This window comes from Streptomyces sp. NPDC032161, from assembly GCF_040636995.1.
Taxonomy (GTDB): domain Bacteria; phylum Actinomycetota; class Actinomycetes; order Streptomycetales; family Streptomycetaceae; genus Streptomyces.
Map to the genome: position 1 here is coordinate 121,382 of NZ_JBEZVN010000014.1, position 21,812 is coordinate 143,193.

Genomic DNA, 21,812 nt, shown 5'->3' on the forward strand with positions numbered 1-21,812 from the left:
GGCTGACGCCCGGACCGGCGGCCGGCCCGGGCGTCACGGACGACGGTTCAGGCCAGCCCGCCCGTCGCACGCAGGTTCTGGCCCGTGATCCACCGGGCGTCGGGGCCGGCCAGGAAGGCGACCACGTCGGCCACGTCCGCGGGTTCGCCCAGCCGGCCGAGCGGGGTCATGGCGACCACCGTCTCGAGGGCCTCCGGCTGATTGGCGGTGCGCAGCATCACCGTGTCGGTGGCGCCGGGCGAGACGGTGTTGACCGTGATGCCCCGTGCCCCGAGCTCGTGGGCCGCCACGGCGGTGAGCTGTTCGACGGCGCCCTTGCTCGCGGCGTACGCGGCGATGCCGGGGCCCGGGCGCACGGTGTTCGCGGTGGAGATGTTCACGATCCGGCCGCCGTCGCGCATCCTCCGGGCGGCGTGACGGATCGTCATGAAGACCGCTCTGGTGTTGACGGCCATCGCGTGGTCGAACACGTCCGGGTCGGTGTCGGCGATGAAGGACGGGGCGGGGCACAGGGCGGCGTTGTTCACCAGGACGTCCAGGGTGCCCAGCTTCTCCTCCGCCGTCTCCATCAGCTTCCCGGGTCCGTCGGGGTCGGCGAGATCGGCCCGGACGGCGTGGGCCGTGCCGCCGCCGGCCCGCACGGTGCGGACGACGTCGGAGGCCGCGTCGTCGCTGGTGACGTAGTTGAAGACGACGTGTGCGCCGTCGCGGCACAGCCGCTCGACGATCGCGCGGCCGATGCCCCGCGATCCTCCGGTGACCACCGCGTTCCTGCCTGTCAGCACGGTCCCTCCTCCTCCGGGCCCGGTCGGTCCCGGGTACCCGAACCTATCGAGGCAGCGGCCCGGCCGTGCGCGGTTGCGCGAAGAACGTCCGGCCGGGCACGTCGCGGCGGGCGCGGCGCCGCGGCCGGACACGAGACCGCCCCGGCCGGGCGTGGTGCCGGCCGGGGCGGGAGGGGCGGGGCGCCGGGAAGGGACGCCCCGACCGCCGCTGCTCCGTCAGCCGAGGGAGGCGATGGCCTGCGTGAACGTCGCCGAGGGGCGCATCACGGCCGACGCCTTGGCCGGGTCGGGCTGGTAGTAGCCGCCGATCTCGGCCGGCGAACCCTGCACCGCGATCAGCTCGTCGACGATGGTCCGCTCCTGCTCGGCCAGCGTCTTCGCCAGACCGGAGAAAGCCTGCGCGAGGTGCGCGTCGTCGGTCTGCCGCGCCAGCTCCTGGGCCCAGTACAGGGCCAGGTAGAAGTGGCTGCCGCGGTTGTCGATGCCGCCGAGCCGGCGGCTCGGCGACTTGTCCTCGTTGAGGAAGGTGCCGGTCGCGCGGTCGAGGGTGTCCGCGAGGACCTGCGCGCGCGTGTTGCCGGTGGTCGTCGCCAGGTGCTCGAAGCTGGCCGCGAGCGCGAAGAACTCGCCCAGGCTGTCCCAGCGCAGGTAGTTCTCCTTGACGAGCTGCTGGACGTGCTTCGGCGCGGAGCCGCCGGCGCCGGTCTCGAAGAGGCCGCCGCCGTTCATGAGCGGGACGACGGAGAGCATCTTCGCGCTCGTGCCCAGCTCCAGGATCGGGAACAGGTCCGTCAGGTAGTCGCGCAGCACGTTGCCGGTGACGGAGATGGTGTCCTCGCCGCGGCGGATGCGCTCCAGCGAGAACGCGGTCGCCTTCTCGGGCGACATGATCTCGATCCGCAGACCGTCGGTGTCGTGGTCGGCGAGGTACTTCCTGACCTTGGCGATCAGCTGTGCGTCGTGGGCGCGGTCCTCGTCGAGCCAGAACACGGCGGGGGCACCGGTGGCGCGGGCCCGGGTGACGGCGAGCTTGACCCAGTCCTGGATCGGCAGGTCCTTGGCCTGGCACATGCGGAAGATGTCGCCCGCGCCGACCGCCTGCTCCAGCACGACGTCGCCCTTGCCGTCGACGACCCGCACCGTACCGGTGGTGGGGATCTCGAAGGTCTTGTCGTGGCTGCCGTACTCCTCGGCCTTCTGCGCCATCAGGCCGACGTTGGGCACCGAGCCCATGGTCGACGGGTCGAAGGCGCCGTGGGCGCGGCAGTCGTCGATGACGACCTGGTAGACGCCCGCGTAGCTGCTGTCGGGGAGCACCGCGAGGGTGTCGGCCTCCTGGCCGTCCGGGCCCCACATGTGGCCCGAGGTGCGGATCATGGCCGGCATGGAGGCGTCGACGATGACGTCGCTCGGCACGTGGAGGTTGGTGATGCCCTTGTCCGAGTCGACCATGGCCAGGGCGGGGCCCTCGGCGAGCTCGGCCTCGAAGGACGCCTTGATCTCGGCGCCGAGGTGCGGCACGGAGTCCAGGCCGTTCAGGATGGCGCCCAGGCCGTCGTTCGGGGAGAGCCCGGCGGCGACGAGCGCCTGGCCGTACTTGGCGAAGGTGTTCGGGAAGAAGGCGCGGACCACGTGGCCGAAGATGATCGGGTCGGAGACCTTCATCATGGTGGCCTTGAGGTGGACGGAGAAGAGCACGCCCTCCTCCTTGGCCCGGGCGACCTGCGCGGCGAGGAACTCGCGCAGGGCCGCGACGCGCATGACCGCCGCGTCGACGACCTCGCCCGCGAGCACCGGCACCGACTCGCGCAGCACCGTCGTGCTGCCGTCGTCGCCCACGAGCTCGATGCGCAGGGAACCGTCCTCGGCGACGACGGTGGACTTCTCGGTGGAGCGGAAGTCGTCGACGCCCATGGTGGCGACGTTCGTCTTCGAGTCGGCCGCCCAGGCGCCCATGCGGTGCGGGTGCGCCTTGGCGTAGTTCTTCACCGAGGCGGGGGCGCGGCGGTCGGAGTTGCCCTCGCGCAGCACGGGGTTCACCGCGCTGCCCTTGACCTTGTCGTAGCGGGCGCGTACGTCCTTGTCCTCGTCGGTCCGCGGGTCGTCCGGGTAGTCCGGGAGCGCGTAGCCCTGCGCCTGGAGCTCGGCGATGGCGGCCTTCAGCTGCGGGATCGAGGCCGAGATGTTCGGCAGCTTGATGATGTTGGCCTCGGGCTTCTTGGCCAGCGCGCCCAGCTCGGCGAGCGCGTCGGCGATGCGCTGCTCCTCCTTCAGACGCTCGGGGAAGGAGGCGATGATGCGCCCGGCCAGGGAGATGTCCCGGCTCTCGACGTCGACCCCGGCCGTCGAGGCGTACGCCTGGACGATGGGCAGGAACGAATACGTCGCCAGGGCCGGGGCCTCGTCGGTGTGTGTATAGATGATGGTCGAGTCAGTCACCCTCTGCTCCGCTCCACGTCTGCAACATTGCTTGACATCAAGATATCTTGTGACGGCAGCCGACTCGACAGGGCCCTGCCCCGCTCCGGCAGGACCCCGTCCCCGTCCGGTACGCGGGCTCCCGGTCAGGGGCGCCCCGCGGCCGGGACCTCCTCACCGGCCGGTACGGGACCCGGCGCGGTGCCGTATCCGAACGGGCTCCCGCCCAGCTGCTCGCGGTGGTGCGGGGTCAGCCAGCCCGACAGGTCGGGTCCGGCGGGCACGATGCCGGTGGGGTTGATACCGGTGTGCACCCGGTAGTAGTGCTGCTTGATGTGGTCGAAGTCGACGGTGTCGCCGAAGCCGGGCGTCTGGTACAGGTCCCTGGCGTACGCCCACAGCACCGGGTCCTCGGCCAGCTTCGACCGGTTGCACTTGAAGTGGCCGTGGTAGACGGCGTCGAAGCGGACCAGGGTGGTGAACAGCCTGATGTCCGCCTCCGTGATGAAGTCGCCGACGAGGTAGCGCCGGTCCGCGAGGCGCTCGGAGACCAGGTCGAGGCGGCGGAAGACGTCCCGGTAGGCGTCCTCGTACTCGGACTGTCCGGACGCGAACCCGGCGCGGTAGACGCCGTTGTTCACGTCGCGGTAGATGCCCTCCATGACCTCGTCGATCTCCTCGCGCAGGCCCTCGGGGTACAGGTCGGGAGCGCCCGGGCGGTGCAGCGTGGTCCACTCGGTCGCGAGGTCCAGGGTGATCTGCTGGAAGTCGTTGGTGACGAGTCGGCCGCTGGGCACGTCGACGATCGCGGGCACACTGACCCCGCCGGAGTAGCCGGGCTCCCGTGCCTCGTACGCCTCGCTCAGGTACGCGATGCCGAGCACCGGGTCCCGGCCGCCCTCGTCCAGCGTGAAGCGCCAGCTGCGGTCGTCCTGGAGGGGGTCGGCGACGGCCAGCGACAGGACCCCCTCCAGACCGAGGAGCCGCCTGGAGATCAGGGCGCGGCTCGCCCACGGGCAGGCACGGCTGACGACGAGCCGGTAGCGGCCGGCCTCGACGGGCCACTCGCCCCGGCCGTCGGCGGCGATGCGGTCGGCGAAGTGGCTCCGGGACCGTTTGAAGGGCTGGTGCCCGTACGCCTCGTTGCCGACGACCGCCGGGCCGGTGTCCCCGGCGCCTTCGGGGCCCGTCGGCCTGTAGTCGCTCATCGCGTTCTCCCTGCGTTCATGGCGTTCTGTCTGCGTGGGTGTGGGTGACGGTTCGTGGGGTGCGGCCCCGGCCGCGGCGTTCTCCGCGCACGTCCGCCAGGCCGACGAGCAGGGCGGCCACGACGAAGGCGACCGCCACGACCAGGCCGTGGTCGTACGCGGTGGCCCAGCCGGCCTCGCCCAGCTGGGCGAAGAACACCGAGCCGACCGCGGCGATCCCGACCGCCGATCCGACCCGCTGCCCGGTCTGGAGGGCGCCGCCCGCACTGCCCGCCGTGGCCACCGGCACCTCGGAGAGGGTCAGCGTCTGGTTGGGCGCGACGACCAGACCGCTGCCCAGACCGGCCAGCAGCAGCGGGGCGGCCATCGCCCATCCCGCGCCCCGCCCCGGCACCAGGTGCACGGCGAGCGCGGCGCCCGCCAGTCCGACGACCACCGCGGTGAGCCCGGCGACCACGAGGGGGCGTCCGAAGCGGTGGACGAGCCGGCCGCCCGGACTCGCCGCGACGGCCGAGCCCAGCGCGAACGGCGTGATGGCGAGCCCCGCCTGCAGGGCGCTGTAGTGCAGTCCGTTCTGCAGGTAGAGCGTGGTGACGAAGAAGATCGAGGTGAATCCGCCGAAGTACACCAGGGCCAGCAGACAGCCGAGCCAGTACGAGCGGACCCGGAAGAGCGACAGGTCGATGACCGGCCGCGTGGCCCGTGCGGCGCACCGGGACTCCCACGCGACGAAGGCCGCGAGCAGCGCCACGGCCGGCATCAGCAGCAGCCACTTGCGGTCCCCCGGCCACTGCTGGGCCTGGACGAAGGGCAGCAGCAGGGCCAGTACGCCGGTGCCGAGCAGCAGGACCCCGAGCGGGTCGAGGTCGCGCAGGCGCACCGGGCCCGCCGACGGGGTGTCCGGGAGCAGGCGCCTGGCGAGCAGCAGGCAGAGAGCGCCGAGCGGCAGGTTGACGTAGAACACCCAGCGCCAGCCCTCGTGGGCGCCGGCCGCCTGGATCAGCAGCCCGCCCGACAGCGGGCCGACGGCGGTGGAGACGCCCACCACCGTGCCGAACATGCCGAAGGCCCGGCCGCGCTCCTGGCCGGAGAACATCTGCTGGATCAGCGCGGAGATCTGTGGCGAGATCATGCCGCCAGCGAGGCCCTGGACCAGGCGGGCGACCACCAGCCAGAGGCTGGACTGGGCGGCGCCGCAGGCCGCCGAGGCGAGCGTGAACAGGGCCAGACCGGCCATGAACACGGCTCGGCGCCCCCGCGCGTCACCGAGGCGTCCGGCGGGGATCAGGAACAGTCCGAAGGCGAGCGCATAACCGGAGAGGACCCATTGGAGGTCGGACGCCGGGGTGCGCAGCCCGGACCGGATCGACGGCAGGGCGACATTGACGATGGACACGTCCAGCAGGGTCATGAACCCCGCGATCAGGCACACCGCCAGCGCCCGCCAGCGGCGCGGGTCGGGGGTTCCGGAGGCGTGGGCGAAACGCGCGCCGCGCCCCGCGGCACCCCGGTGAGCAGCGCTCTCTGCCATGGCTCGCACCCTAAGCGCTGTCCCGCGATCCGTGGTGGATCAGCGCGCGGCGTCGGACGCGGTGCGTCGCGGGGCGGAGGGGCGCTCGCGTACCGGACGTGTACGGGCGTTTTTGGCGGCGCGGTCGTGCGGGGTCCCGGCAGCGCGGTGAGGTGTCGCGGCCGTCGTCACGCGCCCGCCGCGGACGACGGGGACGGCCGGGTGACCGCGGGCCTGGACGGGGCGGATGCCCGTTTCCAGCGGGGTCGGCCCGTGAGAGGGGACTCCGCGTCGCCGTCCATGGGACGGGGGACGTTCCTCGAAGCGGGCCGGGGATTCTTCGACGGTCTCGGACGTGACAACAGCAAGGACTACTTCGAAGCGCACCGGGAGCTCTTCCGGCGGGCCGTCCGCGAACCGGCCGAGGCTCTCGTCGCCGCCCTGGAGCCGCGCTACGGCGCGGGGCGCGTGTTCCGGCTCAACCGGGATCTCCGGTTCTCCGCCGACCGGCGGCCCTATCACACCCGGATCGGCATCGAGTTCGACGACTCCGGCTGTCACCACCACGTCTCCGCGTCGGCGACCGAACTGACGGTGTCCGTCGGGATCCACCGGGCGGACCGGCAGTGGGTGGAGCGCTTCCGCCGGGCGGTGGACGGCCCGGCCGGCGGGGCGCTGCTGACGGTCGTGCAGGACCTGGAGGCCCGGGGGTTCACCATCGGCGGCCTGCGGCTGCGAACGGCACCCAGGGGGGTGCCCGCCGACCATCCGCACATCAGGCTCCTGCGGCATCGGAGTCTCACCGCCGACCGGACCTGGCCCGCCTCCGCCTGGCTCGGCGGTCCCGGCGTACTGGACCTGATCACCGGTGCGTGGGACCAGGCGGCACCCCTGAGAAACTGGCTGACGCACCTTCAATCCGGCTGGAGCCCGACATGACCTCAGTTCCCGCTCCTCGCGCGACCTCGCTCAAGGACTTCCAGAAGGCCGGATGGTCGGACGGCGACTACACGTCGGTCGCCGGGTCGACGGTCATCGCGAGCGAGCAGCTCATGGAGACGCTCGACCTGCGGCCCGGCTCGCGGGTCCTGGACGCCGCCTGCGGCAGCGGCAATGCGACCATCGCCGCCGCCCGCCGGTTCGCGGAGGTGACGGGGCTCGACTTCTCCCCCGCCATGCTGGAGGCGGCGCGGCGGCGCCTGGAGGTGGAGCGCGTCGACGCCGCGCTGGTGGAGGGCGACGTGGAGCGTCTCCCCTTCGACGACGGCGAGTTCGACGTCGTGGTCTCCGCCTTCGGGGCGATGTTCGCGCCCGACCAGAAGAGGACGGCGGCCGAACTGCTGCGGGTCTGCCGTCCGGGCGGCCGGATCGGACTCGCCTGCTGGACGGGGAACGGCGCGCTCGGCGAACTCTTCCGGATCATGTCCACGTACATCCCGCCCACTCCCGGTGTGCCGAACCCCACCGACTGGGGCGACCCGGAATCGCTGCGCGCGCTGTTCGGCGACGGCGTCGCCGAAATCCGTTCCACCCCCCGTGACTTCGTCTTCCGTTATCGCTCGCCGGAACACTGGATGGAGCATTTCCGGTCCAACTTCGGGCCGACCCGGATGACGTTCTCGGTGCTCTCGAAGAACCGGGCGGCGGCCCTCGAACGCGATCTCGTCGCCATGTGGCACGAACGGAACCGGGCGACCGACGGCTGCCTCGTCGCCCCGGTCGAGTACCTCGATGCCGTCCTCGTCAAGGCCGAATGATCGATGGCCGAGATATCCGTCGCCGTGATCGGCGCGGGGCCTCGCGGACTCTCCGTGGTGGAGAGGCTCTGCGCCAACGCGCTCGTCCTCGCCGGAAAGAGAAACTGCGTCATCCATGTGATCGATCCGTATCCGGCGGGCGCCGGCCGGGTCTGGCGCACGGACCAGTCCGGCCAACTGCTCATGAACACCGTGGCGTCCCAGATCACGATCTTCACCGACCCCGGCGTGAGCTGCGCGGGGCCCGTCGTGGAGGGGCCCAGCCTCCACGCGTGGGCGGGCCTTCTCCCCGTGGCCGACGGGCTCGACGACGGCCTGCCCGCCGAGGTCCTGCGGGAGGCCGCGAGCCTGGGACCCGACACCTATCCGACCCGGGCCTTCTACGGCCACTACCTGCGCTGGGCGTTCCGGTTCGTCTGCCGCACCGCTCCTCCCGGCGTCGTGGTCGACGTCCGGCGGGCGACGGCGGTGGCCGTCGACGACCGCGCGGACGGCCGTCAGGACGTCGTGCTGGACGACGGCACGACGGTCGGCGGCGTCGACGCGGTCGTCCTGGCGCAGGGCCACTGCGACACGGACCCGGGCGACGGGACACGGGCGCTGGCCGGGCACGCCCGCGCGCACGGGCGCGTCCACGTCCCGCCGGCCAACCCGGCCGACGTGGACCTCTCCGCGATCGGCGCGGGGGACGTCGTCGCCCTGTGCGGGCTGGGCCTCAACTTCTTCGACTACATGGCCCTGTTCACCTCCGGACGCGGGGGCCGCTTCCGTCCCCGCGACGGCGGGTTCGTGTACGAGCCGTCGGGCGAGGAGCCGCGGCTGCTGGCGGGCTCGCGCCGCGGCGTCCCGTACCACGCCCGGGGCGAGAACGAGAAGGGCGTGTCCGAACGCCACGAGCCGCTGTTCCTGACCCCCGACGTCCTCGCGTCCCTGCGCGCGGCGGCGGACGCGGGCACGCCGGCCGGATTCCGGCGGCAGGTGTGGCCGCTGGTGACCAAGGAGGTCGAGAGCGTGTACTACGCGGCGCTGCTCGCGGAGCGCCGCGGCCCCGGGGCGGTCGCCGACTTCCTCCCCCGGTACGTCAAGACCGTGCTGGCCGGGGACGGAGGGAGCGACGAGGACAGGCTGCTGGGCGAGTACGGGATCGGCCCCGGCGACCGGTGGGACTGGGACGCGGTGAACCGGCCCTGCCCGCCCGGCGCGCTGGCGGGGGTCGCCGGGTTCAACGCCTGGCTGCTCGGCCATCTGGAGCGCGACGTGGCGCACGCGGTGCGCGGCAATGTCACCGACCCCGTCAAGAGCGCGCTCGACGTGCTGCGCGATCTGCGCAACGAGATACGGCTCGTGGTCGACCACGGCGGGATAGGCGGCGCTTCGTACCGGGACGACCTCGACGGCTGGTACACCCCCATGAACGCCTTCCTGTCCATCGGGCCGCCGGTGCGCCGGGTCCGGGAGATGATCGCCCTCATGGAGGCGGGCGTCCTGCGGCTCGTGGGCCCCGGCATGTCGGTGGCCCCGGACCCCGGCACCGGCCGCTTCGCCGTCACGTCGGACCTGACCGGCGACGGCCCGCTGCTGGCGGACGCTCTGGTCGAGGCCCGGCTTCCGGAGCCGGACGTCCGGCGCACCCGCGATCCGCTCATGAGGTCCATGCTCGCCCGCGGGCAGTGCCGCCCGTACGTCGTCCCCGACCCGGACGGGGCCGGGTACCCGACGGGCGGCCTCGCGGTGAGCCGGGCTCCGTACCACGTGGTGGATGCCGCCGGCCTCCCCCATCCCGCCCGCTTCGCGTACGGCGTGCCGACCGAGCACGTCCACTGGGTCACGGCCGCCGGGGTGCGTCCGGGGGTGAACTCCGTGATCCTCGGCGACTCCGACGCCATGGCCAGGGCCGCGCTCCGCGCGGGCGCCCGGCCGGGGTCCGAGGCCGCCGGATCCGCCCGCTCCTGCGCCGCTCACGAGAGGAACTGACCGTCATGTCCGAGCATCCGCCGGGAACCGACACCGGTCTGCTGTCCACGGTCCGGGCCGGTGCCCCGGTCGAGGCCGCGGTCTCGGACGAGGCCTGGCTCCAGGCCATGCTGGACGCCGAGGCAGCCCTCGCGCGGGCCCAGGCCCGGCTCGGGTTCGTCCCGGGGAGCGCGGCCGAGGCGATCACCGAGGTCACCCGGGACGCCCGGCTGGATCCGGTGTCGCTGGCCCGGCGGGCACGGAACGCGGCGAATCCCGTGGTGGCACTGGTGGCGGACCTGACCGAGCGGGTGGCGGCGTACGCGCCCGAGGCGGCCGACCACGTGCACCGCGGCAGCACCAGCCAGGACATCATGGACACCGCGGCGATGCTGGTCGCCGGGCGTGCGGTCGCCCTCGTCCGGGCGGATCTGCGCCGGGTGGTCGCGGCGCTCGCCTCGCTCGCCCGCGAGCACCGCGACACCGTGATGCCGGCCCGTACGCTCACCCAGCACGCCGTGCCGACCACCTTCGGGCTGAAGGCCGCGGGCTGGATGTGCGCCGTCGACGACGCCGACCGGCGGCTGGCCGCAGCGGCGTCAACGCTGCCCGCCCAACTGGGCGGTGCGGCAGGCACGTTGTCGGCCTATCACGAGTTCGCCCTGGCCGACGGGGTCCCCGCGCAGGACGGCACGCCCGCGGCGCTGGCCCTCGTCCGGGCCTTCGCGGACGAGACGGGGCTGGCCGAACCGTTGCTGCCCTGGCACACCTCGCGGGCGCCGTTCGTGGCGCTGGGCAATGAACTCGCCATCGTGGCGGGCGCCTTGGGGAAGTTCGGGCTCGACGTCCAGAACATGACGCGCACCGAGGTCGGCGAGGGTCTCGAACCGGCCGGCGAGGGCCGGGGCGCCTCGTCCGCCATGCCGCAGAAGCGCAATCCGGTTCTCGCCTCGCTGCTGGTGTCGGCGGCGCTCCAGGTCCCGGCGTACGTCTCGGTGCTGGCCCGGTGCATGCTCGCGGAGGACGAGCGGCCGGGCGGCGCCTGGCAGGCGGAGTGGCAGCCGTTGCGCGAGGTGCTGCGGCTGGCCGGGGGGTCCGCGCGGACGGCGGCCGAACTGGCCGAGGGGCTGGTGCCGTTGCCGGACCGGATGTGGGCCAACACCGGGGCGACCGAGGGGCGGATCCTTGCCGAGCGGCTGGCCGTCCGGCTCACGGCCGAGCTGGGCCGGGTCCGTGCCAAGCGGTGCGTCACCCGCATCGCGCACAAGGCGTCCGCGGACGGCGTGCCGTTCGCCGAGGCGATGGCGCTCGATCCTGAGCTGGGCACGCTGCTGGCCGCGCACCCGCTGGCGGAGCTGCTCGACCCGCGCCGCTACCTCGGGGTGGCGGGCGCGCTCGTCGACCGCGCGCTGCGGCACGTCGACGGGCCCGCGGCGGGGCCCGGGCCGGAGGCCGGCACCGGGTGAGGCCGTACGTGGGGGCGGGTCCGGTCGCGCACCGGACCCGCCCCCGACCCGCCGTGCGGGGGCGCCCCGGCTCACGAGGACGCGTCACACGGTGAGGACCACCTTGCCCACCTGGTCGGACTTGTCGAGGAACGCCAGCGCGTCGCTCACCTCGGCGAAGGGGTACGTCCGGGCCACCACGGGCCTCAGCCCCTCGTCCGCGGCCCGTACCAGATCCGTGAACTCCTCGGCGTTGCCCGCCGTCGACCCCAGGATCTCCAGCTGGCGCACGAACACCCGCGGCAGGTTGACCGGGGTGACGAGGCCGCTGGTGGCCCCGCAGGTCACCACGCGTCCGCCGAAGGCGGCCGAGCGCAGGGATTCGTCGAAGGTGGCCGCGCCGACGTGTTCGAAGACCACGTCGGCGCCGTGCCCGTCGGTGACGTCGAGGACGGAGCGGGAGAAGCCCGACGAGCTGAACACGCCGTCGGCACCGACGGCCCTGAGCTGCGGTTCCTTCTCCTTCGACCGGGTCGTGGCGAGCACCCGCGCCCCGAGGTGCTTCCCGATCAGCACGGCCGCGGTGCCCACCGCGCCGCTGCCCCCGGTGACCAGCATCGTCTCACCGGCCTTGAGCCGTGCGCGGGTGACGATCATCCGCCATGCCGTCAGATACGCAGGCCGGTGTCCGGCGCCTGTGCCGTCGCCGGTGTGTCCGTGGCGTTGCTCCGGGTGCGCCGTTCGAGCTGGTCGGCGGGCGGCTGCGCGGGCCGCTCCCGGGACCAGGTCTCCCGCCGTGCGGCGAGGTCCCGCAGCAGGCTTCCGTAGGCGGCGGCCATGTCGTCGAGCAGGCCGTCGGGGAAGAGTTCGGCCACGGCGTCCCAGCAGTAGTCGAGGCCGCCGTCCACCTCCATCACCTGGTGGTCGAGGGCGACCTGCGGTGTCTGGGTGACGCCGTACGCGTACGTGCCGAGGCTGCCCCACTCCATGCGCGGGACGCCGACCAGGCTGGAGAAGACCACCGGCATCGCCGCCCGCGGCGGCCCGCCGCCCTGGCGCCGGGCCAGGTCGCGCATGACCTGGACGCTGCTGGTGTGGCGGTGCTCCAGGTCGTTCCAGAGCCGGTCCTGGACCTGCCGGGCCCGGTCCAGGAAGGTGGCGCCGTCGCCCTCCACCGCGTGCAGCAGCCCGGAGGTGAAGTCGCCGAGCAGGTCGTTGAGCCGGGGGTGCAGCGGGGGCCGGTTGAAGAGGGTGAGGTTGACGGTGAACCGGGGGGTGGCGCTCCAGGTGCCCAGCACCTCGGCGAAGGCCGCGAGGAGCAGGGCCGACGGGGTGATGCCGGTCGCCGCCCCGGCCTGGCGCAGGGCCTGCCAGACGTCCGGCTCCAGCCGCCCCGGGCACCGTACGAAGCGCGGCCGGCGCACCGATGCCAGGCTCCGCAGATAGGGCAGCTCGGGGGCGGGCGGGAGGTCGTCCAGGCGGTCCTGCCAGTAGGCGCGCGACGCGGCGTGGAGCGGGGAGCTGTCCTGGGCGGCTCGTTCGGCGAGGACGTAGTCGCGGAAGGACAGTTCGAGCGCGGGCAGTTCCAGGTCCGGGTCCTCGTACAGCCGGGACAGTTCCTGGGTGAAGATCCGCGCGCTGCGGGCGTCGAAGATCAGCAGGTCGAAGCTGACGTGCACGCGGGAGACGGTCTCGTCGACGCGGGTGACCCGCAGGTCGAAGAGCGGCCAGCGGTCGACCGCGAGGAGTTCGTGGGACAGTTCCTCGCGGATCCCGGCGAGGCGTCCGTCGCGTTCGGCGGCCGGGAGCCCCCGCAGGTCCGTCGCCCGCAGGTCGTAGGGCGGCACCTCCTCCAGGACGCGTTGGCGTCCGTCGGGGGTCACGACCGCGCGGAGCATGTCGTGCCGTGCGACCAGCAGGTCGGCGCGTCGCAGCCGCTCGGGGTCGAGTCCGGGGACGTCCCACTCCTGGTATCCGTGGCAGCCCACGTCGCCGAGTTCGATGCCGCCGCTGCGGCCGATCCAGTAGGCGTGCTGGATGTCCGTGAGCGGGAAGGGCTCGTACCGCTGGTCCGGCCGGGGCGTGATCGGCGGCGCGCCCGCCGGGGCGGGTCCCGCGCCCGGTGTCCCCCGGCCCGCGCCCTCGACCACCGCGGCCATCTCCTCGACGGTCGGGGCCTCGAACAGGACGCGCAGCGGAAGGTCAGCCCCGAGGACGCGGCCGATGGACGCCATGAGCTCCATGCCGGTGAGCGAGTCGCCGCCCAGTTCGAAGTAGTTGTCGCGGACGCCCACCCGTTCCTGGTGCAGGACCTCGCACCACACCCGGGCCAGGGTCTTCTCGGTGTCGGTGCGGGGGGCGACGGTGGGGCCCGTGCCGCCGCGGGGCGCGTCGGGCGCGGGCAGGGCACGGCGGTCGACCTTGCCGTTGGGGAGCAGCGGGAGGGCGTCGACCACCACGAACGCGGTGGGGACCATGTAGGCGGGCAGCTGCTCCTTGAGCAGGTCGCGCAGTTCCCCGCCGGTCGGGCGCCGGTGGGTGTCCGTCACGAGGTGGGCGACCATGCGGCGTTCGCCGGGCCGGTCCTCCCTGACCGTGACGACGGCCTGCCGGATCGCGGGGTGTTCCAGCAGCCGGGTAGTGACCTCGCCGAGCTCGATGCGGTAGCCGTTGAGGCTGACCTGTTCGTCGGCGCGGCCCAGCACGACGATCGCCCCGTCGGGCAGCCGGCGGCCGATGTCGCCGGTGGCGACCATGCGCGCGCCGGGCCGCACCGCGAAGGGGTCGGGGATCCACTTCTCGGCCGTGCGCTCCGGCCGGTGCAGGTACCCGCTCTGGATCAGGTCGCCGCCCACGTGGATCTGTCCGGCCACGCCCAGCGGCACGGGCTGGAGGGCGTCGTCGAGCAGGTACACGCGGGCGTTGGGCACGGGCAGGCCCACGGGGGTGCTGGAACCGTGCCGCGCGGCGGGCGGCACGGTCTTCGGCGTGATGCGCACCCCGTCGGCCTCGTTGAGGCAGGTGGTGGCGTTCGTGGTCTCGGTGGAGCCGTAGATGGTGACGATCTCGAACGGCACCGTCGAGGGGAGCCAGCCGACGCGTTCGCCGGACACCATCAGGACGCGCAGCGGCACCTCGCCCGGCCAGTCGACCGCGCACACGCGCTCGGCGAGTGCCTTGGCCAGGACGGTGACGGTGATCCCGGCATCGATCAGCCAGTCGCGGAGCCGGAAGGGCGTGGCGGTGGTGGTCTCGTCCGCGATGTGCACGGCGGCACCCGCGCTGAGGAAGGGCCACAGCTCGTTGACGTAGGAGATCCCGAAGCCGGGGGCGGAGATCCAGGTGCCGCGGTCGTTCTCGGTCAGTGAGTACGCCCGCTGGGTGCCCTGGGAGACGAGCAGCACCGCGCCGTGGTGGAAGGCGACGCCGCGCGGCTCGCCGGTGGAACCCGAGGTGTACGCGATCTGGCACAGGCCCAGCCGGTGCGCCCGCTCGGGCGGGGCCGCCGGGGAGGCGGCGTCGAAGAGCGCGCGGTCCCGGTCGAGGCAGCGGACGTGCCCGCCGAACTCGGTGGGCAGGTGGGCGAGGTGGGCTTCGGAGGTGAGCAGTACGGAGGTCCGCGCGTCGTCGAGCATGGACGCCAGGCGGCGGGTCGGCTGCGAGGGGTCGAGCAGGACCGCGGCACCCGCGGCCTTGAGGATGCCGAGGACGCCGACGACCATGTCGACCGAGCGGCGCAGACCGATGCCGACCGGGACCTCGGGGCCCACGCCCAGCTCACGCAGATGGTTCGCGACCTGGTTGGCGCGCCGGTCGAGTTCGCCGAAGGTCACCCGCTCCTCGCCGCCGACGAGGGCGACCGCCTCGGGGCGGCGGGCCGCCTGGTCGGCGACGAGCCGGTGGATCAACCGGTCGTGCGGGAAGTCGACGCGGGTGTCGTTGCCGTCGTGCAGCACCCGGCGTTCCTCCTCGGGGGCGAGCAGCCACTGGCGGCCGATGCTCTCGCCCGGCTTGGCCAGCAGCCCGGCCAGGAGGGTGCCGAAGTTCCCGGCGAGGCGGCGGACCGTCTCCTCCTCGAAGAGTTCGGTGTCGTGGGCGAGGGTCAGCCGGGTTCCGTGGTCCCCGGGCGACACCACGAGGGCCAGGTCGAAGTCGGCCGTCCCCGGGTCGAGGGGCAGCGGTGCGGCGGTGGCGCCCGGCAGCGCGCAGACGGGCTCCGGCCGGATCTCGAAGCCGACCTGGCAGACCGGGCGGCGGCTCGGGTCGCGCTCGGGGTCGAGCCGTTCGACGAGTTGCGCGAACGGTACGTCGGCGTACGCCCGTGCCTCGGCGCAGGCGTGCCGCATCCGCTCCAGCGCCTCGGAGAACGAGGGGTCCCCGTCGAGCGCGGCGCGTACGACCAGCAGGTTCGTCAGGGGGCCCACGGTGTGTGCGGGGGCGCGGTGCGGGGTGCCGAGGGCGATGTCGGTCACGCCGGTGTAGCGGTGGACGAGGACGGCGAACGCGGTGAGCAGCAGCGTCCCGGTGTCGGTGTCCTGGGCGCGGGCGTACTCCGCGAGTGCCCGGGCCGTCGCCTCGGGAAGACGCAGCGAGGTGTGCGCGCCGGTCAGGGCCAGGGCACGCGGACGTATCCGGTCGGCGGGCAGTTCGACGCCGACGGGCATGCCGGCCAGGGCCTCGGCGCGGGATTCGAGCCGGTGCCGGGGGGCGGCGGGTGGACCGGCGTGGTGCTCCGCCGACGGCCGGGCGCGGTCGTGGCCCGGCGTCGGCCCGGCGCAGAGTTCGCCCAGTTCCTCGAAGAGGACCGCCAGGGAGTGCCGGTCCGCGACCAGTTGGTGCGCGCAGAGCAGCAGGGCGTGCTCGCCCGTGCCCAGCGAGAGCAGCCCCGCCCGCCACAGCGGGCCCCGTTCCTTGTCGAACGGCCGGGCGCAGAGGTCCTTCGCCCAGTCCTGGACCCGGCGGATCCGGTCGTCGGGTGCCGTCGTGTCCGTCTCGCGCACGAGCGGCGGCGCGACCTCCCCGACGGGGAGGACCACCGGATCGGGGCGGCCCGGCCCCGTCCGGAAGACGGTGCGCAGCGCGGGGTGGCGGGCGATCAGCTCCGCCAGCGCGTCCCGGACCGTGTCCGCTTCCAACGGGCCGGTGACGAGCATCAGTTCACCGACGGTGAGGGTCCGGTCCTGCGGGCGCAGCTCGTCGAGGAGCCATACGCGTTCCTGGCCGGGCGACAGAGTGGTGGCCGACGGAATCATGTTCGCAACACCCCAGGTGTCTCAGGACTGGTCCGCGAACAGTCGCCCGCCCCGGGCGAATTCGGTCGCGTCCATCTCGACGAACCGGACACGCACCTCTTCGGGCTTGGCGTCCAGGCATTTCACGGCGAGCCGGGTGATCTCGTCGGCGAACAGGCGCCGCTGTTCCAGCGTGCGCCCCTTGAGCGCGAGCACGGTGATGAACGGCATGGGGGTTCCTTCCACTCGGTGTCGCGCGTCACCCGAGACGGGCGGCGACGTCCTCGACGAAGCGGCTGATCATGGCCGTCTGGTCCGGGACCCCGTAGAGCACCAGGGAGACCTGATCGGCTCCGGTCTCGCGCAGCTCCTGGAGCCGGTCGACGCACCGGGAGGGCGGACCGTAGATCGCGAAGCAGTCGATGAGGCGGTCCGAGAGTTCGGCGGCGTGCGGGGCGCCCACGACCTCGTGCTGGTACCAGTCGTAGCGCTCGGCCAGGGCGGCCATGTCCGACAGCACCGCGTCGGGGAGCATGGCGGCCAGTTCCTCGGACTCGGGGGTGGTGCGGCTGAGCACCGAGCGCCAGAGGAAGTACGCCGAGGTGGCGGCGTACGAGCGCAGGTATTCGCGCGCCTCGTCCACGTCGTCGTGCACGAACACCGTGCCGCGCGACCACACGTCGAGATCGGCGAGTTCACGCCCGGCGCTCCGCGCGCCCTCGGCGACGCGTCCCCGTTTCCACGTGGTGATCTCGGGTGAGAGGCCGGGCAGGAACACCCCGTCCGCGATTCTTCCGGCAAGCCGGCAGCTCTTGGCGCCGTGGGTGCCGATGAGGACCGGTATCTCGCGCTCGGCCCACTCCGAACGCATGGGCAGGCCCTGCCATTCGGTTTCCTTTCCTCCGGTGAAGTCCCGGAAGAACTGGACGTATTCGGCGAGTTCCGTGAGCGGCCGCGGCTTCTTTCCGACCATGGCGACGGCACTTCCTCCGGCACCGATGCCGAGGAATATCCGGCCCTCCGAGATCTCGTCCAGGGTCGCGATCACATTGGCCAGCACGGACGCGTGCCGGGTGTACGGATTGGTGACCGCCTGGCCTATGCGTATTCGGGTCGTCGCCGCGGCGGCCAGGGCCATCATCGCGGTCGAGTCGCGGCAGAGGTTCTGTGAATCAATGAATGTGCAGTGTTCATACCCCAATTCGTCGGCCTGTCATGCCAGTTTCGCCGATTCGCGGGCCGTGAGGGTGCGCCCGATTCCGATTCCGAACTTCATGCCCGCCTCCGGAACGCGTCGCTGCGGAAAAGAACATCGCATCGCGTCGAACTCGTCGCCGCCGACCCTGCACTGTCGTCCGGGAGCCGTCAACCATGTTGCTTGTTCTGTCCCGCCGGCGGGACAGAACAGGCTGGTGGGGATTGTCTTCGTCCGGGATCAGCGGTTCACCGGGTATTGCGGGACGGTGCTCAGCGCCTGAGAGTGGTGTTCACCAGATAGGGGGAGGAGAACGTCGTGCGGTCGCCGGCCTTCTTGCCGGGTACGGGAAAGAGACGGGCCGACAGCGGTTTCCCGAGGCGTACGGCCATGGCGGCCACGTCGGTCAGAAGTGCCGCGATCTCCTCCTCGGGGGTGTCGCCGGGAAGGGGAACGGTGTCGAGTCCGGTGCCGCACACCGCCGAACAGGCCAGCAGCTGCTGGGCGTCGACCGTGCCCTCGTGCCAGCGCTGCGCGAGCCGGGTGTCCTCCATGACCGGCAGCATCACCCCGTTGTAGCCGCAGGTGGTCAGGCCCGTGCTCCGGATCGCCTCGGTGAGTGCGGCGGTGACGGCCATCGTTCCGGGGCCGCCCAGCGGTCCGGGCAGGCAGAGCTCCATGGCCGCGGCGATGCTGTCGTCGCCCGCGGGCGCGGGCGACAGGTCGATGCCGCCGTACGCCGGGCCCGCCTCCTCGCAGATCCGCTCGGCGATCTCCACCACGGGCGCGGCGTGTTCGCTCAGCGCCCGCCCGACCCGGCGCGTGATGGCGGCGGGGTCGAGGCGGCCGACCTCCCGCAGCGCCGCCGCGACGATTCCCGCGCCCTGCAGGCCGACCGTGAGGGACGAGGGCCCGTCGTGGTGGGCCGCGGGAAAGAAGGGCCCGCCGGGATCGACACAGGCCACCATGGCGAAGCGGAAGTTCCCCAGCCCCTGGTCCGTCTCCTCGGCGAGTCTGCGGACGATCCGCGCCACGGGTGCGGACGCCTCGGCGCGGACCCCGTGCCGCAGCGTTCCCGTGCGGACCGTGCAGCTCAGCGCCTCCGCGCCGATCAGCAGGTCCCCGACGGTGTCGAGGGTGTGCAGCGGGAAGGCGGGATCGGCCGCGTCCGCCGGGCCCAGCGAGCAGTAGCCGATCCCGACCCCGTCGAGGACGGTCTGCAGGCGGTTTGCGTAGGAGACGATGTCCGACGGCGTCCGTCGCGCGAGGTCGGCGAAGACGGACCGGGTCGACAGCCGTACGGTCTGGACCTCGTACCCGGCCGCACCGAAGGCCGCTTCCGCCCGCCGGACGAGCAGGGCCTTCTCCTCGACGACCGCCTCCGGAATCGGATGGGGCTCGGCGACCCCGAGCGTGACGGTGCGTATCAGTGGCCTGTACATGATCTTCTCCTCGCGAGTTCACGCGTTCGAATGAACGTGGGTGTCGGCTGCCGGGAGCGGGGCGCGCCACCTGCCAGGATCACGGAGCCGGGTGCTGTTCCCGGGCCGGACGGACCTGACAGGGAGGTGCGGGACATGAGCGGTGACAGGTCGCGCGAGCGGGCCGTCGAGCCCGAGGACCTCAGCCGTTTCGTGGTCGAGAGACTCAACACGGGCGACGTCGACGGCCTCGTCGCGCTGTACGAACCCGGCGCGGTCCTGGCCCTCCCCGACGGCACGGTGGCTACCGGCGAGCGGGAGATCCGCAGGGCCTACGAGCGATTCACGGCCGACCGGCCCGTCTTCCAGCATGGTGAACAGCAACGTACGCTGCATCACGGCGACTTGGCGCTCACTTCGGTGCAGTTGGCCGACGGGAAGGACGCCACGGTCGAGGTGGCCCGCCGCCAGTCCGACGGCACATGGCTGTGGGTGATCGACCGGCCCAGCGTCCTGGGCTGACCGGAACGGACCATTCCCCTTCTTCGCCCGCCGTGCGTCGGGGCACCCCCGTTCCTCGCGGGCCGAGGCTCCCCGCGTTCCTCGTGCGCGAGGGCTCCCCCGGCATCGGGTCACACATCCGTCCGTCGACCTCCCCCGCAATGTGCCCCTCCCTCAGTAGAGTCGGCTGCGGTTCAGCGACAGCCCGCCACCCTCGCTAGGAGGCTCCGTTGAGGATGCTGATCAATACCCCGGAAACCGTCGTCGCGGACGCGCTGCGCGGTATGGCCGCCGCTCATCCCGGGCTGGCCGTCGACGTCGGGAACCGCGTCGTCGTGCGGCGCGACGCGCCCGTGGCCGGGAAGGTGGCGCTCGTCTCCGGGGGCGGCTCCGGTCACGAGCCGTTGCACGCCGGGTTCGTCGGCCCCGGCATGCTGTCCGCCGCCTGCCCGGGCGAGGTGTTCACCTCTCCGGTGCCGGACCAGATGGTACGGGCCGCCGCCGCGGTGGACGGCGGCGCGGGGGTGCTGTTCGTCGTCAAGAACTACACCGGTGACGTGCTGAACTTCGAGATGGCCGCCGAGCTCGCCGAGGACGAGGGGGTGCGGGTCACGCAGGTGGTAGTCGACGACGACGTCGCGGTGACCGACAGCCTCTACACGGCGGGGCGACGGGGCACCGGCGCCACCCTGTTCGTGGAGAAGATCGCCGGGGCGGCGGCCGACGAGGGGGCGCCGCTGGAACAGGTGGCGGCCGTGGCCCGCCGAGTGAACGATTCCTCACGGAGTTTCGGCGTGGCGCTCAGTGCCGTCACCACGCCCGCCAAGGGGTCCCCCACGTTCGACCTGCCGCCGGGCGAGCTGGAGCTGGGCATCGGGATCCACGGCGAGCCGGGACGGGAGCGGCGTCCCATGATGACGTCCCGCGAGATCGCGGACTTCTCGGTGGACGCGGTGCTCGACGACCTGCGGCCGACAGGACCGGTGATCGTCCTGGTCAACGGCATGGGCGCGACACCGCTGCTGGAGCTGTACGGGTTCAATGCCGAGGTGCAACGGGCGCTGTCCGGGCGGGGGGTCGTGGTGGCTCGTACGCTCGTGGGGAACCATGTGACCTCGCTCGACATGGCGGGCTGTTCGGTGACGGTCTGCCAGGTGGACGAGGAGTTGCTGCGCCTCTGGGACGCGCCGGTGGAGACGCCCGCGCTGCGCTGGGGCCGTTGACCCGACGACAAGGAGATCATGTGCTCGACGCCGGTTTCTTCCACCGTTGGATGACCGCGGCCGCGAGTGCCGTGGACCGCGAGGCGGACCGTCTCACCGAACTCGACTCGGCGATCGGGGACGCCGATCACGGCACCAACATGCGACGCGGGTTCACCGCCGTGACCGCGGTCCTGGACAGGGAGGCGCCCGCGACCCCGGGAGCCGTGCTGATGCTCGCCGGGCGGCAGCTGGTGTCGACGGTCGGCGGGGCCTCGGGGCCGTTGTACGGGACTCTGCTGCGTCGCACCGGAAAGGCCCTGGGCGACGAGCCCGAGGTGACGCCGCAGCAGCTGGCGGAGGCGCTCGGGGTGGGCGTCGCGGCCGTGGCCCAGCTCGGCGGGGCACAGGCCGGGGACAAGACGATGCTCGACGCGCTGCTGCCGGCGGCCGACGCGCTCAGGTCGTCGTTCGAGGAGGCCCGGAAGGCCGCCGAGGAGGGCGCGCTGGCGACGGTGCCGTTGCAGGCGCGCAAGGGCAGGGCGAGCTATCTGGGCGAGCGCAGCATCGGGCACCAGGATCCGGGGGCGACGTCCTCCGCCCTGCTGATCGCCACGCTCGCCGAGACGGCCGGGGCGGACGGAGGCGGGGCGTGAGCGGCGTGAACCAGGTCGGGATCGTGCTGGTCTCGCACAGCGGCCCGGTGGCCGAGTCGGTCGCCGAGCTGGCCAAGGGACTCGCGGCCGGTGGTGCGACCGCTCCGGTCGCCGCCGCCGGCGGAACCGCCGAGGGCGGGCTCGGCACGAGTGCGGAGCTGATCGCCGGGGCCGCCGCTTCGGTGGACTCGGGGGTCGGCGTGGTGCTGCTGGTCGATCTGGGCAGTGCCGTGCTGACGGTCAAGTCGATGCTGGCCGAGGGCGACGAACTGCCCGAGGGCGCACGGCTGGTCGACGCGCCGTTCCTGGAGGGCGCGGTGGCCGCCGTGGTGACCGCCTCGGCGGGCGGGGACGTCGACGCGGTGGAGACCGCGGCCTCGGAGGCGTACGCGTACCGCAAGGTGTAGGCGGGTGGCCCGGGGCCGTCCCGCGCGCCGTGGCGGCCGGGGGGGGGCCCGGCCCGCCCGCGCCACCCCCCGCCCCCGCCCGGGGCGCGGGGGGCGGGGGGGCGAGGGAGGGAGGGGGGAAGA

Annotated in this window: 17 protein-coding genes; 8 read left to right on the top strand and 9 right to left on the bottom strand. The window is 73.1% G+C overall.

Annotation, left to right across the window (positions count from 1 at the left end):
• Positions 1-47: 47 nt before the first annotated feature.
• From AB0E67_RS23185 to AB0E67_RS23200, 4 genes are all read right to left on the bottom strand, one after another.
• Complete coding sequence (locus AB0E67_RS23185; protein ID WP_362029941.1) at positions 48-785, bottom strand: glucose 1-dehydrogenase; 738 nt, start codon at positions 783-785, stop codon at positions 48-50.
• 216 nt (positions 786-1,001) lie between these two features.
• The gene (locus tag AB0E67_RS23190; protein WP_362029944.1) at positions 1,002-3,224 is read right to left on the bottom strand and encodes an NADP-dependent isocitrate dehydrogenase; all 2,223 of its coding nucleotides are present in this window, start codon (positions 3,222-3,224) and stop codon (positions 1,002-1,004) included.
• 125 nt (positions 3,225-3,349) lie between these two features.
• Complete coding sequence (locus AB0E67_RS23195; protein WP_362029947.1) at positions 3,350-4,411, bottom strand: glutathione S-transferase C-terminal domain-containing protein; 1,062 nt, start codon at positions 4,409-4,411, stop codon at positions 3,350-3,352.
• Between the two features lie 16 nt (positions 4,412-4,427).
• Positions 4,428-5,942: an MFS transporter gene (locus tag AB0E67_RS23200; protein WP_362029950.1), complete on the bottom strand. Its 1,515-nt coding sequence runs from the start codon at positions 5,940-5,942 to the stop codon at positions 4,428-4,430.
• 279 nt (positions 5,943-6,221) lie between these two features.
• Here AB0E67_RS23200 and AB0E67_RS23205 point away from each other — a divergent pair, with 279 nt between their 5' ends.
• The 4 genes from AB0E67_RS23205 to pcaB are packed head-to-tail and all read left to right on the top strand — an operon-like array spanning position 6,222 to position 11,097.
• The gene (locus AB0E67_RS23205; RefSeq protein ID WP_362029953.1) at positions 6,222-6,860 is read left to right on the top strand and encodes a DUF2461 domain-containing protein; all 639 of its coding nucleotides are present in this window, start codon (positions 6,222-6,224) and stop codon (positions 6,858-6,860) included.
• Positions 6,857-7,678, top strand: coding sequence for a methyltransferase domain-containing protein (locus tag AB0E67_RS23210; RefSeq protein ID WP_362029956.1), 822 nt, complete (start codon positions 6,857-6,859; stop codon positions 7,676-7,678). The genes AB0E67_RS23205 and AB0E67_RS23210 overlap by 4 nt, the downstream gene beginning before the upstream one ends.
• 3 nt (positions 7,679-7,681) lie before the next feature.
• Positions 7,682-9,652, top strand: a complete 1,971-nt coding sequence (locus tag AB0E67_RS23215; protein ID WP_362029959.1) for an FAD/NAD(P)-binding protein — start codon at positions 7,682-7,684, stop codon at positions 9,650-9,652.
• A gap of 5 nt (positions 9,653-9,657) precedes the next feature.
• Positions 9,658-11,097 (top strand): 3-carboxy-cis,cis-muconate cycloisomerase, encoded by a 1,440-nt coding sequence (gene pcaB, locus AB0E67_RS23220; protein WP_362029961.1) that lies wholly within the window; start codon positions 9,658-9,660, stop codon positions 11,095-11,097.
• An 84-nt stretch (positions 11,098-11,181) separates the two neighbouring features.
• Here pcaB and AB0E67_RS23225 read toward each other — a convergent pair whose 3' ends face one another.
• The 5 genes from AB0E67_RS23225 to AB0E67_RS23245 form a co-directional block, all read right to left on the bottom strand.
• A complete protein-coding gene (locus AB0E67_RS23225; RefSeq protein ID WP_362029964.1) occupies positions 11,182-11,733 on the bottom strand; it encodes a zinc-binding dehydrogenase in 552 nt (183 codons plus the stop codon).
• A gap of 11 nt (positions 11,734-11,744) precedes the next feature.
• A complete protein-coding gene (locus tag AB0E67_RS23230) occupies positions 11,745-16,328 on the bottom strand; it encodes a condensation domain-containing protein (protein WP_362029967.1) in 4,584 nt (1,527 codons plus the stop codon).
• Positions 16,329-16,349: 21 nt separating this feature from the next.
• On the bottom strand, positions 16,350-16,538 hold the full coding sequence (locus tag AB0E67_RS23235; protein ID WP_073785968.1) for a tautomerase family protein: 189 nt from the start codon (positions 16,536-16,538) through the stop codon (positions 16,350-16,352).
• A gap of 28 nt (positions 16,539-16,566) precedes the next feature.
• Positions 16,567-17,508, bottom strand: coding sequence for an LLM class flavin-dependent oxidoreductase (locus AB0E67_RS23240; RefSeq protein WP_362029970.1), 942 nt, complete (start codon positions 17,506-17,508; stop codon positions 16,567-16,569).
• A 266-nt stretch (positions 17,509-17,774) separates the two neighbouring features.
• The gene (locus AB0E67_RS23245; protein WP_362029973.1) at positions 17,775-18,944 is read right to left on the bottom strand and encodes a DUF711 family protein; all 1,170 of its coding nucleotides are present in this window, start codon (positions 18,942-18,944) and stop codon (positions 17,775-17,777) included.
• A 135-nt stretch (positions 18,945-19,079) separates the two neighbouring features.
• Here AB0E67_RS23245 and AB0E67_RS23250 point away from each other — a divergent pair, with 135 nt between their 5' ends.
• The 4 genes from AB0E67_RS23250 to AB0E67_RS23265 all read left to right on the top strand — a co-directional run bounded on the left by AB0E67_RS23250 (position 19,080) and on the right by AB0E67_RS23265 (position 21,689).
• Complete coding sequence (locus AB0E67_RS23250; protein WP_362029976.1) at positions 19,080-19,445, top strand: nuclear transport factor 2 family protein; 366 nt, start codon at positions 19,080-19,082, stop codon at positions 19,443-19,445.
• A 209-nt stretch (positions 19,446-19,654) separates the two neighbouring features.
• Positions 19,655-20,647, top strand: coding sequence for a dihydroxyacetone kinase subunit DhaK (gene dhaK / locus AB0E67_RS23255; RefSeq protein WP_362029978.1), 993 nt, complete (start codon positions 19,655-19,657; stop codon positions 20,645-20,647).
• 20 nt (positions 20,648-20,667) lie between these two features.
• A complete protein-coding gene (dhaL, locus tag AB0E67_RS23260; protein ID WP_362029980.1) occupies positions 20,668-21,282 on the top strand; it encodes a dihydroxyacetone kinase subunit DhaL in 615 nt (204 codons plus the stop codon).
• Positions 21,279-21,689, top strand: coding sequence for a PTS fructose transporter subunit IIA (locus AB0E67_RS23265; protein ID WP_362029983.1), 411 nt, complete (start codon positions 21,279-21,281; stop codon positions 21,687-21,689). Before dhaL ends, AB0E67_RS23265 begins: the two co-directional genes overlap by 4 nt.
• Positions 21,690-21,812: the final 123 nt, after the last annotated feature.